This window comes from Variovorax sp. Root473 (genome assembly GCF_001426505.1).
GTDB lineage: Bacteria > Pseudomonadota > Gammaproteobacteria > Burkholderiales > Burkholderiaceae_C > Variovorax.
This window is the reverse complement of record NZ_LMEV01000014.1, coordinates 330,380-345,144: the sequence shown is the minus strand read 5'-3', so window position 1 is coordinate 345,144 and position 14,765 is coordinate 330,380. Positions and strand designations below refer to the sequence as shown.

11 protein-coding genes are annotated in these 14,765 nt (G+C 68.9%); 3 read left to right on the top strand and 8 right to left on the bottom strand.

Features of this window, described 5'->3' with window-relative positions; translation table 11 throughout:
- Positions 1 to 16: 16 nt before the first annotated feature.
- From ASD34_RS09490 to ASD34_RS09480, 3 genes are read right to left on the bottom strand one after another with little or no spacing between them, the layout of a single operon-like run.
- Entirely contained in the window at positions 17 to 1,198 is a 1,182-nt protein-coding gene (locus ASD34_RS09490) for a phospholipase A (RefSeq protein ID WP_056576103.1), read from the bottom strand.
- On the bottom strand, positions 1,195 to 1,650 hold the full coding sequence (locus ASD34_RS09485; protein ID WP_056576101.1) for a hypothetical protein: 456 nt from the start codon (positions 1,648 to 1,650) through the stop codon (positions 1,195 to 1,197). The genes ASD34_RS09490 and ASD34_RS09485 overlap by 4 nt, the downstream gene beginning before the upstream one ends.
- Positions 1,647 to 3,743 carry an ATP-dependent helicase gene (locus ASD34_RS09480; RefSeq protein ID WP_056576099.1) on the bottom strand — a complete coding sequence of 699 codons (2,097 nt, stop codon included), beginning with the start codon at positions 3,741 to 3,743 and terminating at the stop codon, positions 1,647 to 1,649. Before ASD34_RS09480 ends, ASD34_RS09485 begins: the two co-directional genes overlap by 4 nt.
- A 149-nt stretch (positions 3,744 to 3,892) precedes the next feature.
- On the opposite strand from ASD34_RS09480, the gene ASD34_RS09475 reads away from it, so the two are divergent.
- Positions 3,893 to 4,912 (top strand): AEC family transporter, encoded by a 1,020-nt coding sequence (locus ASD34_RS09475; RefSeq protein WP_056576096.1) that lies wholly within the window; start codon positions 3,893 to 3,895, stop codon positions 4,910 to 4,912.
- Between the two features lie 11 nt (positions 4,913 to 4,923).
- Here ASD34_RS09475 and ASD34_RS09470 read toward each other — a convergent pair whose 3' ends face one another.
- Positions 4,924 to 5,541 carry a hypothetical protein gene (locus tag ASD34_RS09470; protein WP_056576093.1) on the bottom strand — a complete coding sequence of 206 codons (618 nt, stop codon included), beginning with the start codon at positions 5,539 to 5,541 and terminating at the stop codon, positions 4,924 to 4,926.
- Positions 5,542 to 5,858: 317 nt separating this feature from the next.
- On the opposite strand from ASD34_RS09470, the gene ASD34_RS09465 reads away from it, so the two are divergent.
- Complete coding sequence (locus tag ASD34_RS09465) at positions 5,859 to 6,068, top strand: hypothetical protein (RefSeq protein ID WP_056576248.1); 210 nt, start codon at positions 5,859 to 5,861, stop codon at positions 6,066 to 6,068.
- Positions 6,069 to 6,174: 106 nt separating this feature from the next.
- A complete protein-coding gene (locus ASD34_RS09460) occupies positions 6,175 to 7,839 on the top strand; it encodes a S41 family peptidase (protein ID WP_200937557.1) in 1,665 nt (554 codons plus the stop codon).
- 24 nt (positions 7,840 to 7,863) lie between these two features.
- On the opposite strand, the gene priA is transcribed toward ASD34_RS09460, so the two are convergent.
- The 4 genes from priA to ASD34_RS09440 form a co-directional block, all read right to left on the bottom strand.
- Positions 7,864 to 9,996, bottom strand: a complete 2,133-nt coding sequence (gene priA, locus ASD34_RS09455) for a primosomal protein N' (RefSeq protein ID WP_056576091.1) — start codon at positions 9,994 to 9,996, stop codon at positions 7,864 to 7,866.
- Between the two features lie 429 nt (positions 9,997 to 10,425).
- Entirely contained in the window at positions 10,426 to 11,535 is a 1,110-nt protein-coding gene (gene hemE / locus ASD34_RS09450; protein WP_056576088.1) for a uroporphyrinogen decarboxylase, read from the bottom strand.
- A 180-nt stretch (positions 11,536 to 11,715) separates the two neighbouring features.
- Positions 11,716 to 12,408 (bottom strand): thioredoxin family protein, encoded by a 693-nt coding sequence (locus tag ASD34_RS09445; protein ID WP_200937556.1) that lies wholly within the window; start codon positions 12,406 to 12,408, stop codon positions 11,716 to 11,718.
- 126 nt (positions 12,409 to 12,534) lie between these two features.
- Positions 12,535 to 14,751, bottom strand: a complete 2,217-nt coding sequence (locus ASD34_RS09440) for a protein-disulfide reductase DsbD family protein (protein ID WP_200937554.1) — start codon at positions 14,749 to 14,751, stop codon at positions 12,535 to 12,537.
- Between the last annotated feature and the right edge of the window lie 14 nt (positions 14,752 to 14,765).

Below are 14,765 nucleotides of genomic sequence, written 5' to 3'. Positions count from 1 at the left end.
CTGGAAGTGAGAAAGATCAGAAATCGACAAGACTGAGGCCGATGCTCAGCACGGTGCGCTTGCGGTTGTAGTCCACCAGCGTGTCGCCGTAGCCGTGGAACAGCTGCGTGTGGAAACGCAGGTTGCTCTTGGTCGGGTCGCCGATGGCCTTCAGCCATTCGAGGCGCACCGAGCCGCGGCCGCTGTCGCGCAGGTTGTTGCGCACCGTGATGCCCAGCTGGTTGTCGCGGTTGAGGTTCCAGCGGCCCGTGACTTCGGCGCGGCCGATGTAGTCGGCGATGTCGGGGTTGTCGTCCTTCGCGGCGCTTTCGGACATGCGCTTCCAGATGCGGCCGGTGATGGTGAAGCGGTCATCCAGCTCGACGCCGCCCATCAGGTACACGCGGTTCCAGCTGCGCGACAGCGGCAGGCTCTGACCGTTCGACTGGTGCACGATGCCCACGCCCGCATAGCGCCAGCGCCAGCCGCCGGGCAGCTTGAAGTCGGTCGGGTAGACATACATCAGCTCGGGCTCGTGGTCGGTGGTGCGAAACGGCCGCGAGATGTCGCCGTTGAACAGCTGCCATGTCGACTGCTGCGAGTACGCGAACCACAGCGAATCTTTCTTGACCGGGTCGTTCTGCGTGAGCATGCCTTGCGCGAGCTTGGTGCGCACCGACAGGCCGATGCGCATTTCGTTCGCCTGGTAGGCCACGGGCTCGGCCGTGTGTCCGGCCGACGGCGAAGTGGGCGGCTGCGGCTTGTCGGTGGCGGCCGAAACCGACACCGTGAGCGGACGGTAGCCGCGGAAGCCGAAGGTGCCGCAATCGGTCGCGTTCTCGAGTTCCCAGAAGCGCGACAGCGACGAGTACTGGCGGTCGCGACAGCCTTCGGTGGTAGCGACCGAGACCACGCGCGTGGCCGGAATGCTGCCGTCCACCGGCGGCTGCGTGCTCGCGAGCACGGGCGGCGCCACGGGCACGGACACCGAAGGCAGCGTTTGCTGCTGCGACCAGCGGTCGTAGCAGGCCAGGCGTGCCTCGTTGTTCGCGCCGAGTGCGGCGCACTGCTGCCAGGTGAGCTGCGCATCGGCCAGCGGGCTGGCGGGCTTGTCGACGGCTTGTGCTTGCGCGGCAAGTGCGCCGCCGAGGCACGCGGCCACGGTCGCAACGGTGCGCAGATTGAAGAATGAAGCAGGGTGTCGTCGTGTCGTCTTCATGGCTTTCCTTCCTGTGCGGCGGTCTTGCGCAGCACGAACGGGTAGGTGCGCTCGGTCGCGGCATCGCGCCACGTGCCGCGGAACTCACGGCCGCAAGCGCCGGGTTGCAAGGTGCCCGACCAGACGCCGCTGATGGCGCGCCCGTCCAGCGATTCGTCGATGGACAGTGCGCCCTCGTCGTCGACATCGCCCGCGAGTTGCGCGACCGTCGTCTTGGTCGAGGTGTCGGTGTGGCGCGTGATGGTGCCGCGCACGCCGGCGTATTCGGGGTGCTTGCCCAGTTGCACGACGGCCGCGCCGGGCAGGTCGTCGAAGCGGGCTTCCCACTGGCCGTACAGCGCCTGCAGCGGCAGCTCGCGCGCGTCGGCGGGGCAGTTCGGGTCGCGGGGCGCGGCGCAACCGGCCGCGAGGGCGGCGGCGAGCAGCGCGGCCGCGATCCTCGCCGTCTTCATGGCATGGCCGCGGCCTTGGCCGCACTGTCGAGTGCCTTGCGCGCAAACTCGGCACGCAGCGCCTTCAGCTTTTCGCGCGGATCTTCCTTGGTCGTGGCCTTGTCCAGGCCCATCTCGGCGATGAAGCGGCTCGGCATGCAGGGCACCATGTCGCGGCCCTGCTTGCGCTTCTTGGTCCAGCTCACGGCCAGGCTGCGCTGCGCGCGGGTGATGCCCACGTACATCAGGCGGCGCTCTTCCTGCAGGCGCTGCGTGGTCTCGTCGCTCACCACTTTCTGGCGGCCGTTGTCGTCCTCGAGCTTGAAGGGCAGCAGGCCCTCGGTCACGCCGATGAGCATCACGTGCGGCCATTCGAGGCCCTTGGACGCATGCAGCGTGGAGAGCGTGACCACGTTCTGGTCTTGTTCGCGCTCGCTGATGGTCGACAGCAGCGAGATGGTCTGCGCCACCTCGAGCAGGCTCTTGTGTTCGTTCGGGTTCGTGTCGTCGGCGCCCGAGGCGTCGTCGAGCGCACCGCCGGCGCGCTGCGACATCCAGTCGACGAACTCCAGCACGTTGGTCCAGCGCGTGGCGGCCGCGGCTTCGCTGTCCTCGCCTTCGTAGAGATGGCGCTCGTAGTCGATCTCCTTGAGCCATTCGAGCATGAACGCACGCGAGGCTTCGGCGCCCATGGTGCGGCGCGCGCGGTATTCCAGGTCGTTGATGTAGCGGCCGAACTCGTGCACGCCCTCGAGCGTGCGCTTGGGAATCACGCTCGGCAGCGACGGGCTGAACAGCGCCGCGAACAGGCTCAGCTTGTACTGGCTCGCGAAGCTGCCCAGGCTGGCCAGCGTGGTGTGGCCGATGCCGCGCTTGGGCGTGGTGATGGCGCGCAGGAATGCCGGGTCGTCGTCGTTGTTGACCCACAGGCGGAACCAGCCACACAGGTCCTTGATCTCGGCGCGGTCGAAGAAGCTCTGGCCGCCCGACACCTTGTACGGAATCTGGGCCTTGCGCAGCGCCTGCTCGAAGATGCGGGCCTGGTGGTTGGCGCGGTACAGGATCGCGAAGTCGCGGAACTCCTTGTACTGCTTGCCCTGCGACACCGTGTCGCCCGCGCGCAGGCTGATGATGCGTGCCACGGCGCGCTCGGCCTCGTGCAGCTCGGTGTCGGCATCGACGATGCGCACCGGTTCGCCTTCGCCGAGTTCGGAGAACAGCGTCTTCGGAAACAGCTTGGGGTTGGGGCCGATCACGTTGTTGGCCGCGCGAAGAATGGCGCTGGTGGAGCGGTAGTTCTGCTCCAGCTTGATGACCTTGAGCGTCGGGTAGTCGACCGGCAGCTTCTTCAGGTTGTCCAGCGTGGCGCCGCGCCAGCCGTAGATCGACTGGTCGTCGTCGCCCACCGCGGTGAACTGGCCCCGCTCGCCGGCCAGTGCCTTGAGCACTTCATATTGCGTGGCGTTGGTGTCCTGGTATTCGTCCACGAGGATGTGGCCCAGCGCCGCCTGCCACTTGGCGCGCACCTCGGGAAACTCATACAGCAGCTTCAGCGGCATGCCGATGAGGTCGTCGAAGTCCACGCTCTGGTAGGCCTGAAGCCGCTCTTCGTACTGGCCCATGATCTCGGCCGTGATGCGCTCGTTGTCGTCCACCGCGGCGGCCGCGGCCTGCGTGGCGTTCAGGCCCATGTTCTTCCACTTGCTGATCGTCCACTGCCAGATGCGGGCGGTGGCAATGTCGACGGTGCCGCCGCAGTCTTTCAGGATCTTGGTGACGTCGTCGCTGTCCAGGATGCTGAAGGCTTTCTTCAGGCCCAGCACGTGGCCGTCTTCCCGCATCATGCGCACGCCCAGCGCGTGGAAGGTACAGACCACCACCTTGCGCGCGTCGCGTCCGATCAGGTCCTTGGCGCGCTCGCGCATTTCGGCAGCCGCCTTGTTCGTGAAGGTGATGGCCGCAATGCGCTCGGGCTTCAGGCCCGCCTGGATCAGCCGGCCGATCTTGTGCGTGATCACGCGCGTCTTGCCCGAGCCCGCGCCCGCGAGCACCAGGCAGGGACCGTGCATGTAGTTGACCGCTTCTTGCTGGGCGAGATTGAGACCGTGGGACATGGGGGGGGGGAACCGGGAAAGCGAAAAGGCGGAACGCAGGAGGGGCCGCAGGGCGCGACCATCATCGCAAAGCGCGCAATGATACGGGCCCGGCTCCGGCCAGCCGTGTCAGCGGGCATCGCGCGGGAAAGGAGGACGACAATGCCGGCGTGCTGCCTGTTTTTCTTGTTACTTTTCCTTTCTTCGCCCTGATTGCGGCCGGCTACGCCGCCGCCCGCACCCGCGTCCTGCCGCTGGAAGCAATTCCCGGGCTCAACACCTTCGTGCTGTATTTCGCGCTGCCCTGCATGCTGCTGCGTTTCGGCGCGGGCACGCCCATCGCACAGCTGCTGGACGGCAGCGTGGCACTGATCTGGGGCATCTGCGCGCTGGCCGTGGTGGCGGGCGTGGTGCTGTTCACGCGCAATGCGCGCATCGGCTGGAACGACGCGGCCTTCGGCGCGCTGGTGGCAGCTTTTCCGAACACCGGCTTCATGGGCGTGCCGCTGCTGGTGGCGCTGCTGGGCGCGCAGGCGGCCGGGCCGATCATCATCACCATCGCGTTCGACCTGGTCGTGACCTCGTCGCTGTGCATCGCGCTGTCGCGGCTCGACGGCGCCGGCAGCGCGGGCCGCCAGGGCGCCACGCTGGCCGCGCGCAAGGCGCTGCGCGGCATCCTCGTGAACCCGATGCCGTGGTCGATCCTGCTGGGCGTGCTGTTGTCGGCCATGCGCTGGCAACTGCCCGGGCCGGTCGAACGCACCATCGCCATGCTGGCCGATGCGGCCTCGCCCGTGGCGCTCTTCACCATCGGCGCGGTGCTCGCGCGTTCGGCGCTGGTGGCGCGCGAGCATGGCGCCAGCGCCATGGTGGCGGCGGCCATGGGCACCGGTGCCGGGCCCGCGCCAAAAGCGCCGCTGGCCGACGTGTTGCCTGTGGTGCTGGTCAAGCTGGTGCTGCATCCGCTGGCCGTCTGGGCGCTGGGGCGTGGCGCCATCGCACTCGGGTTGCCGCTGACACCGTCGGCGCTGGCCGTGATCGTGCTGGTCGCGGCGCTGCCAAGCGCGAGCAACGTGTCGATGCTGGCGGAGCGCTTCGGCGCCGACAACGGCCGCATCGCCCGCATCATCCTGTGGACGACGGTGGCGGCGTTCTTCACCTTTCCGGCGGCGGTCGGCGCGCTGCGCTGACCTGGCAGGCGCTACTCGGTCAGCACACCGAGCTTGTACGGGTCGGCATCCGAGAGCCGCTCGCACTTCGAGAAATCGCGGCCCTGCGTGCCGTCGCAGTAGTAGGTGTTGTAGACGCGGCCGAACAGCGTCGGGCTGGCCGTGAAGAGCACGCCGTGGTCGGGCTGCCAGTTGTCCCTGGGCGCGGGCGCGGTGGCTTCCATCGGGCGGGCCGCGTCGGTGGTGCCGGGGGCGGGCGTGAAATCGGCCAGCGTCTTGCGGGCTTCCTCGCCGCGCCAGCGCACCGCCAACTCGGCCGCCGCGGGGCGGGCCGCCACTGGCAGCAGGATGCCGTTGACCTGCAGCCCGTCTGCGAAGCGGTGCGTCTTGCCGGCCAGGAAGGCATATGCGCAGGCCGCCATGCAGTGGCCGCGCGCCTCGGTCTGCACGCCGCTCTCGCGGATCGCGTCGGCATAGGCGCCCGCGGCTTCGGCAGTACCGCCGAACGAATCTTCGAACACCACGGTGCGCACCGCGCCGCTGCCCAGGTGCTCGATGAAGGCCTTGACCTTGCTGCCGTCGAGCGTGCCCGACACCACCAGCCGCCGACCCTGCAGATCGAGTTCCGCCGCGCCCGCCAGCTCCGCCATGGCAAGGCACGAGAGCGACACGGCGACAGCAACACCGACCCCAGCCAGAAGAGACGACGAGTTCACGGCGACCTTTGCATCAAGCGAGCGGGCACGAAACACCGCGGACCCGGCGACGGGAGCCGCACGCGCACAGCTTGTGCAAGGCGCGGGGTACCGTCAACTCCTTTTGCAGATTATTTCGGGGTAATCCCGGGGCATGCCTTAAGGCATAGCGTGCGTTATCTCTTCAGATGAATGCTTGCGTATGCAAATGCGCTGCTACAGTGATTCCGAGTCCAAGGTGGAATGGTGCAAGTGAGGCAATGGGGCGCGCGATGGCAATACTGGTTCGCATCCTGATGTGGTTGGCCTGGCTCGCTGCGGTGGGCTGGTTCTGGCATGCCGGCACGCTCGGCACGGGCGCCGCGCTCGCGCTGGCCGCGCTGAGCCTCGTCGTGTTCGCCTGGCCGAACAGCATTGCGCGGCGACGGCACAACGAACTGCGCTACGTCGACATGGGCAAGGAGCCGACCGGCTACCACTGACGACCGACGCCGCGCGTTCGGTCTGCATCTAGGACTTTGGTCCAATGCGCGCCTGCGCAGAGCTTCCTAGGATGGCGGCGCCTTCCCGCCTTCCAGGAATTTCGCCGTGCCTCTTTTCCCCCTGCGTTTTCGTTTCGCCCGTCTTCTGCTGCTGTCCGTTCCGATGGCCGTGCTCGTCGCCTGCGGCGGCGGAGGAGATGGAGGTTCTGGCGTCGGCTTCCTGCCAAACAGCGGCACGGGCACCGCACCGCCCGTCGCGACCACGCCGCCCACGGCGCCCGACATGCCCGACACGCCCGATACGCCCGATACAGCCGACGACGGCGATGCCTTGCGCAACGCGCCCTGGGTCGAGGGCGTGTTCCGGACCGCGAGCCTCTACAAAGACCGCTGCGCGGCACCGCGCACTGGCACGGGCTACGACGGCAAGCCTTTCGCCGACAAGGCCGGCCGCACGGTCGACGAGAACAACTGGCTGCGCGCGTGGACCCACGACACCTACCTCTGGTACGACGAGGTGCCGGACCTGGACCCCGCGCTGTTCGCCACGGCCGACTACTTCGACCTGCTCAAGACCCACGCCGTGACGCCGTCGGGCAGGGACAAGGACCAGTTCCATTCCACCTACACCACCGAGGAGTGGAATGCGCTCTCGGGCGCCGGCACGTCCGTCGGATACGGCGCGCAGTGGGCTTTCTTTGCCCTCTCCCCGCCGCGCGAGCTGCGCGTGGCGTACGTGGAGCCCGGCTCTCCCGCGACCATGCCGGGTGTCGATCTGAGGCGCGGTGCGCGGGTGCTCAGGATCAACGGCATCGATTTCGTGAACGACCCCACGCAGGAAGGCGTCGATGTCATCAACGCGGCGCTCTTTGACGCTGCACCGGGGACGTCCACGCGGTTCACCGTCGTCGACGCGGGCAGCAACGCCCCGCGCGACATCACGCTGACGGCGGCGCCGGTGATCTCGACCCCCGTCCAGAACGTCAAGACGCTCCCGAACGCGGGCCGCACGGTCGGCTACCTGCAATTCAACGACCACATCGGCACGGCGGAACTGCAACTGAAGGCCGCCATGGAGTGGCTGCGCACGGAGCGGGCCACCGAGCTGGTCGTCGACCTGCGCTACAACGGCGGCGGCTACCTGGATCTGGCCAGCCAACTGGGCTTCATGGTTGCCGGCGAGACGCAGACGCGCGGCAAGACCTTCGAGAGCGTGCGGTTCAACAACAAGCACACCGAGCGCGATCCGGTGACTGGCGCCCCGCTCCTGCCCACGCCTTTCCAGTCCTCCACTTTCGGCTTTCTTTCTCCCGCCGACCAGCCCCTGCCCAGCCTCGACCTGCGACGCGTCTACGTGCTCACGGGCCCCGACACCTGCTCCGCCAGCGAGGCGTTCATCAACGGCCTGCGCGGCATCGACATCGACGTGGTCCAGATCGGCGACACCACCTGCGGCAAGCCCTATGGCTTCTATCCCCAGGACAACTGCGGCACCACCTACTTCAGCGTGCAGTTCCAGGGCGTGAACGCCAAGGGCTTTGGCGACTACGCGGACGGCCTCGCACCCACCTGCTTCGTACCTGACGATTTCAGTCGTGCGCTCGGCGATCCGCTGGAGGCGCGCCTGGCCGCCGCACTGGCGCACCAGGTCTCGGGCGCCTGCCCCGCCGTACCAGCCGGTCGCCTCGCCAAGAGCGCGGTCGCCGGCCCCGCCGCCGCCTTGCTGCGCAAGCCCGAGGGCCTGCGCAACCGCATCCTGCGCCCGCGCTGAAACGCAGGCGCCTTCGCGCTTCGCTCAGATACTGTGCGGGTCCACGTCCACCAGCCAGCGGATCACGCCCTTGCCCTCCGGCGTGCGCCGCAGTTCGTGCAGCAGCGGCTGCCAGGCGGCCAGCAGGCGCTGCAGCGCGGCGCGTGAGGGGCTTTCGATGAGCATCTGCGCGCGCTCCACGTTCGCCACGCGCTGGATCGCCAGCGGCACCGCCGGGTAGCGCGTGACGAGGTCGGCGCCGGGCAGCGCCTCGGCCTTGTCGGCCGCGAGGTTCAAAAAGCCCTGCGCCACGGCCTGCTCGCGTGCGTCGGCACGCAGCAGCGCCTGGAACGCGAAGGGCGGCATGGCGGCGGCCTGGCGCTCTTCGAGCTGTTGCTTGGCGAAGGCCTCGTAGTCGTGCCGGCGCAGCGCCGCGAACAGCGGGTGCTGCGCGTGGTGCGTCTGAATCCACATCTCGGCCTTGGCACCCTGCGCTGCGAGGTAGGCGGCATCGCGTCCCGCGCGTCCCGCCGACTGCATCAGCAGGCTGAACAGGCGTTCGGGCGCGCGGAAGTCGCTGGAGAACAGCGCGCCGTCGGGGTTCACCGCAGCCACCAGCGTGATGCGGCGGAAGTCGTGGCCCTTGGCGATCATCTGCGTGCCGACGAGCACGTCGACCTCGCCCGCGTGCACGGCCGCGAGCTGCGATTCGAGCGCGCCCTGTTTCTTGGTGCTGTCGGCGTCGATGCGTGCGATGCGCACTGCGCTGCCGTCGGCATGTTTCACGCCGGCGAACAGCTCGGCCAGGTGTTCTTCGAGCCGCTCGGTGCCGCGGCCGACGGGCGCGATGTCGGGGTTGCCGCAGGCCGGGCAGGCGCGCGGCACGCGCTCGGTGAAGCCGCAGTGGTGGCAGCGCAGCGTGCGGTCGATCTTGTGGAACACGCGGTACGCGCTGCAGTGCGGGCATTCGCTCTTCCAGCCGCAGTCGCCGCAGGCCAGCACCGGCGCGTAGCCGCGCCGGTTCAGGAAGATCATGCTCTGCTCGCCGCGCGCGATGCGCTGGCCGATGGCGTCGAGCAGCGCGCCCGAGATCACCGTCTTCGGCGGCTGCAGGTTCATGTCGACCAGCCGCACGGCCGGCAGTGCACCTGCGCCGATGCGCGAAGGCATCGCCAGCCGCACATAGCGCCCGCCCGGGTCGTCGCCCTCGGGCGGGCGGCTCTGGTGCCAGCTTTCGAGCGAGGGCGTGGCCGAGCCGAGGATCACCTTGGCTTTTTCGCGCTGGCCGCGCCACACGGCGAGGTCGCGCGCCGAGTAGCGTGCGCCTTCCTGCTGCTTGTAGCTCGGGTCGTGCTCCTCGTCGACCACGATGAGCTTCAGCCCCGGGATCGATGCGAACACCGCCATGCGCGTGCCCAGCACGATGCGCGCGACGCCGCTGTGCGCCGCCAGCCAGCTCGCGAGCCGCTGCGGGTTCGTCATGCCGCTGTGCAAGGACACCACGGCCTCGTCGCCGAAGCGGGCCTTGAAGCGCGCTTCGAGCTGCGGCGTGAGGTTGATCTCGGGCACCATCACCAGCGCCTGCGCCTCGGGGTCGCGTGCCAGCAGGTCGGCCACGCAGCGCAGGTAAACCTCGGTCTTGCCGCTGCCGGTGCTGCCGACCAGCAGGAAGGTGCCGGTCTCGGTCTCGATGCGGGCCAGCGCGGCCGACTGTTCCTCACTCAAGGCGATCAGGTTCGCGGACTCGGCCGTCTCGGCCACCGGGCCGGCCGTGGTCTTGCGCTTGAGGCGGCGCGCCAGCTGCGCCGTGCTCAGGTCGCGCAGCTGCGGCGGCAGCGCGGCCAGAGCGATCTCGCCGATCGAGCGCTGGTAGTAGCGTCCGGCAAAGGCCACCAGGTCGCGCCAGGCCGCGCCCAATGGCGCCAGCGCGTCGAGCGCCGCGCCCACGGGCTTGAGCGCCATGTCCGGCTCGGCGCTTTCCAGCGAAGTCGGTTCGTTCCAGACCACGCCCAGCACTTCGCGCTTGCCCAGCGGCACGCGCACCAGCGTGCCCGGCACCAGCGGCTCGGCGCTGGCGTAGCTCAGCAGGTCACCGAGCGCGGCATGCGCGGGCGTCTGCACCGCGATGTCGAGCCGCCAGGGCAAGGAGGCATGCGTGGCGGATGGGGCCGCCGGCATGCCGTCTGCGAGCGGTGATTCGGCGGCGGGGCTGGGCGTCCTTTTTGGCAAGGTTTGTTAATGCGTTTTGGAGCAAGACCGCTTAAGTTGTTGATTTCACAGCGCTTTGGCGGCCATCCAGAGTTTCTGTGGATAACTTTGTTGACAAGACGGCCGGATGGTCGCCGGAGCCTTGATTTTCAAGGCTTCCACTGGAATGCCCGGAAAAAAAGCAAAAATCAAATCCTATATAAATCAACCACTTAGCGTCGCTATTGGTTTAGGAGCAGAACGAACGCCCCCTCAGATAATCTTGCGCAGTGCAGCACGCGTTTTGTGCATAAGTCGGGCGTCCGGGGCCGTTTTAGGGCTTGACAAACGCGAGCCGACTGGCTTTCGAGGGGGCGCAGTGTCGGCCAACCGAACGGTCGGCAGATCACAGTTGTCAACTCAGGCGCGCAGCGCGCGCGACTGGTCGTGCACGGCCTGGACCAGCGCCAGCACATGGTCGGGCGGCGTGAACTGGCTGATGCCGTGTCCAAGGTTGAAGATGTGCGTCGGGCCCGCGGTGGTGCGGTCGGTGTGGGGCTTGCCGAAGGCCTGCAGCACCTTGCCGACCTCGGCCTCGATGGCCGCGGGCGGGGCGAACAGCACGTTCGGATCGATGTTGCCCTGGATCGCCTTGGCCTTGTCCTCGGTGCCTTCGGCCACGAGGCGGCGCGCGGCGGCCAGGTTCACGGTCCAGTCGACGCCGAGCACTTCGCAGTCGAGCGCACGCATTGCGCCCAGCCACAGGCCGCCGCCCTTGGTGAAGACGATGCGCGGCACCGGCTGGCCGTCGGGGCCGTGGCGCTTCAGGCCGGCGAGCACGCGCGCGGTGTAGGCCAGGCTGAATTCGTGGAAGGCGCCGTCGGCCAGCACACCGCCCCAGCTGTCGAAGATCATCACGGCCTGCGCGCCGGCGTCGATCTGCGCGTTGAGGTACGCGGCCACCGAATCGGCATTGACCGCGAGCACGCGGTGCATCAGGTCGGGGCGGCCGTACAGCATGCTCTTCACGAGGCGGTAGTCGCTCGAGCCCGCGCCCTCGACCATGTAGCAGGCCAGCGTCCACGGGCTGCCCGAGAAGCCGATGAGCGGCACGCGGCCGTTCAGGGCCTTGCGGATCGAGCCCACGGCGTCGAACACGTAGCGCAGCTTGTCCAGGTCGGGCACTTCGAGCGCGGCCACCGCCGCCTCGTCGCGCACGGGACGCGCAAAGCGCGGACCTTCGCCGGCCTCGAACGACAGGCCCAGGCCCATCGCATCGGGCACCGTGAGGATGTCCGAGAAAAGAATGGCGGCGTCGAGCGGGTAGCGCGCCAGCGGCTGCAGCGTGACCTCGGTGGCGTAGTCGGTGTTGGTCGCCAGCCCCATGAAGCTGCCGGCCTTGGCACGCGTGGCCACGTACTCGGGCAGATAGCGGCCGGCCTGGCGCATGAGCCAGACGGGCGTGTGATCGGTGGCCTGGCGCCAGCAGGCCCGCAGGAAGGTGTCGTTTTGCAAAGGGGCGAAAGGCATGTCCCGATTGTCGCAGGGCCCCCGCAGACCGCGGCGGCCCAGGCACGGAAGTCATGGCGCGTCTTGGGGCGAGGTCGTTGGGCTCGAGGGCGGGCCGGGCTTCCCGACCGGGACGTGACGAGGCGCGTCAGGTCGCTGTCAAGGCAGCGCGCCGCGCAGCGGGCGGCGCGTGCAACACGCTCAACTCTTGTACTTGATCGAACACCCGTACGGTCGCGTGCTCGCCATCGACACCGGCTTGCCGCCGAGCGCTTCACCCAGCGCCTGGTTCACGTAGTTGGTGGCGGTCTTGATGTCGTCCACGCGCGCCGAGGCAATGCTGTCGATGCCGCCTGCATACACCAGCGTGCCCTTGGGGTCGATGATGAAGATGTGGGGTGTGGTGCGCGCGCCGTAGACCTGGCCGATCACGCCGTCTTCGTCCATCAGCACGGCGGTGGGCGCGGCCTTTTGCGACTTCATCCAGGCGTCGAGTGCGTCGGCCTTCAGGTAGTCGCTGGCGGCGCGTTCGGTGGAGTTGATCGCGAGCCAGACCACGCCCTTGTCGGTGGCCGCCTTCTGCGTGGCGGGCATGTTCCCGCTGCCGTAGTGCTTGCGCACGAAGGGGCAGCCGGGGTTGGTCCATTCGAGCACCACGAACTTGCCCGCGAAGTCGGACAGCTTGTGCTTGGCACCGCTGGTGTCGACGGCGACGAAATCGGGCGCCTGCTGGCCCACAACGGGCGCGGCGAAGGCGTTGGTGCCCATGAGGAAGGTGGCGCCCAAGGCCACGGCCGCAGCAACGACGGCGCGGCGGGATGCGCGGCTGAGGGCGGCGCGCGCCTGGCGCGCAGCGCGAAGGGAGCGTGAGTCGACAGTGGGCGAGAGCGTCATGGCCAGCTTGAACTCCAGAAAACAAAATTCCAAACAACAACTGCAGCTTAGAACGGTTTCTTCAAGTGCGTGTGACAACCCATGACAGCGGCGTTGTCATCTCGCTTCAATTCACCGCATCGGCGCTCAAAGCGCTGCCAACGCGGCGCGCACCTCGTCTTTGCTGAGGATTTCGGTCAGCACGACGGGCGCCTTGCCCGGCGCCTGCAGCACGTACACCGGCACGCCGCTGCGGCCCAGCGCGGTGAGCGCGGCGGTGATGGCCGGGTCGCGGCGGGTCCAGTCGGCGCGCAGCATGGCGACCTGCTTCGTGTCGAAGTCGGCGAGCAGCTCGGCGTCGGCCAGCGTGCTCTTCTTGTTGTACTGGCAGGTCACGCACCAGGCGGCGGTGAAGTCGATGAACACGGGCCGGCCCGCGCTCGCCAGATCGCTCACGCGTTGCGCGGACCACGGCTGCCAGCGCTCGCCGTCGGCCGGCGCTGCGGCCAGCTTCGCGGGTTCGGGCACTTGCACGATGTTCCGGCCGATGGCGCCGGCCAGCACGGCGGTGAAGGCGATCATCACGGTGGCGATGACGACGCGCGTGCGTCCGCGCAGCGTGAACGCCCAGACCACGGCGGCCAGGCACACCAGCAGCGCGAGCAGCGTGCCCGCGCCGTCGATGCCGCTTTGCTGGCCCAGCACCCAGACCAGCCAGGCCACGGTCGCGAACATCGGGAAGGCGAGCAGGCGGCGCAGCGTGTGCATCCACGGACCCGGCTTGGGCAAGAGGCGCGCCACGGCCGGCACGAAGCCCGCCACCAGGTAGGGCAGCGCGAGGCCGAGACCCAGCGCCGCGAACAGCATCAGCGCCTGCGTGGCCGGCAGCCCGATGGCAAAGCCCAGCGAGGCGCCCATGAACGGCGCGGTGCAGGGCGAGGCGATCACCACGGCGAGCACGCCGGAAAGGAAGTCGTTGGCCAGCGGGTGCTTGACCTGCGCGCCGCACACCGATTGCGGCGCCGCGCGGCCGAACTCGAACACGCCGGCCAGGTTCAGGCCGAGCAAGGTGAAGAGCGCCGCCAGCGCCGCCACCACGGCGGGCGACTGCAGCTGGAAGCCCCATCCGAGCTGCGCACCGGCCGCGCGCAGCGCGAGCATGGCGCCGCCCAGCGCGAGGAACGACAGCATCACGCCGCCCGTGTAGGCCAGCCCGGCCTTGCGGTGCGCGCTGGCATTGCCTGCCTGCCGCGCGAAGCCCAGTACCTTGATTGCGAGGATCGGGAACACGCAGGGCATGAGGTTGAGCAGCAGGCCGCCGAGCAGCGCACCGAGCAGGGCGACCATGAAGGTGCCGGCGGGCTGGGCTTGCGCAGGCGCGGGGGCGGCAGCCTGCGCCGCGTTGGCGGCCAGCGCCGCCTGCAGCGCGGGCGATACCTCGGCGCGGGCAGCCACCGTCGCTGCCGGCCAGGTGCCCGACACCGGTGCCTCGGCGCGCCATGCCACGGGCTGGCCTGCTTGGCGGTCGGCCTCGGCCAGCGCCACCACGACCGGCATGGCCGTCGGGCTCTCGCTGCGCTGATCGGCCAGCGGCATCGTGGCGGTCCAGGTCGCGCCGTCCCAGGCTTGGGTCCAGTCCTGGCCGGAGACGGCGGCGGTGCGGATGACCTCGGGTGTTTCGGGGAAGAACTCGAGCGTCTTGCCGCGCGCGGCGGCGGGCAGGCCGTCGAGGCGCACCTTCAGTTGCTGGCCTTCGACGGCGATGGTGCCGGGCGCGCCCAGCGGCTGCGGCTGTGCGGCCTGTGCGGTGTCGAAGGCGGCCTTGTTCAGCGCGGTCGAGCCGCGGGTGGGCAGCGAGAGCGTGAACTCGCCCTCTTCGGGAATGCATTCCTTGCGGCAGACCAGCCAGGAGGCCTGCAGCTTGATGTCCATGGCCGGCGAGCCGCCGGTGAGCGCCACGTCGGGCCTGTAGAGCGTCGAGACCTCGAGCGGCACCGGCAGCAGCACGGTGTTCTCGTAGCCGTAGTTGGCGAGCGTGCCGACCGGGATCTTCTTGGGCACCGGCCAGGCGATTTCGCCGGTCGAGACGCCGGCGGGCAGCGTCCACTTCAGCTCGGTGGGCAGGCCGGAATCGCCGGCGTTCTTCCAGTAGGTGTGCCACTCGGGCTGGTGGGTGATCTGCAGCCCGACCCAGGCCTGGGCGCCGGGCGCCACGCCGTCGGGCGCATGGGCAACCAGTTCGGCGCGCACATGGGGGGTGGTGACCACGGCCCCGGTCTTCGGGGCCAGCTGGGCCGCAGCCGGCATGCAGGCTGCGGCGGTAGCTATCAGAAAAGTAGCGAAAGAGATGCGCGAAAGGATCATGCCGGACAGTCGGA

Coding starts and splice junctions, on each gene's coding strand:
- ASD34_RS09490 (WP_056576103.1), bottom strand. CDS start 1,198: ATGAAGACGACACGACGACACCCTGCTTCATTCTTCAATCTGCGCACC.
- ASD34_RS09465 (WP_056576248.1), top strand. CDS start 5,859: ATGGCAATACTGGTTCGCATCCTGATGTGGTTGGCCTGGCTCGCTGCG.
- priA (WP_056576091.1), bottom strand. CDS start 9,996: ATGCCGGCGGCCCCATCCGCCACGCATGCCTCCTTGCCCTGGCGGCTC.
- hemE (WP_056576088.1), bottom strand. CDS start 11,535: ATGCCTTTCGCCCCTTTGCAAAACGACACCTTCCTGCGGGCCTGCTGG.
- ASD34_RS09440 (WP_200937554.1), bottom strand. CDS start 14,751: ATGATCCTTTCGCGCATCTCTTTCGCTACTTTTCTGATAGCTACCGCC.
- ASD34_RS09480 (WP_056576099.1), bottom strand. CDS start 3,743: ATGTCCCACGGTCTCAATCTCGCCCAGCAAGAAGCGGTCAACTACATG.
- ASD34_RS09445 (WP_200937556.1), bottom strand. CDS start 12,408: ATGACGCTCTCGCCCACTGTCGACTCACGCTCCCTTCGCGCTGCGCGC.
- ASD34_RS09470 (WP_056576093.1), bottom strand. CDS start 5,541: ATGGCGGAGCTGGCGGGCGCGGCGGAACTCGATCTGCAGGGTCGGCGG.
- ASD34_RS09485 (WP_056576101.1), bottom strand. CDS start 1,650: ATGAAGACGGCGAGGATCGCGGCCGCGCTGCTCGCCGCCGCCCTCGCG.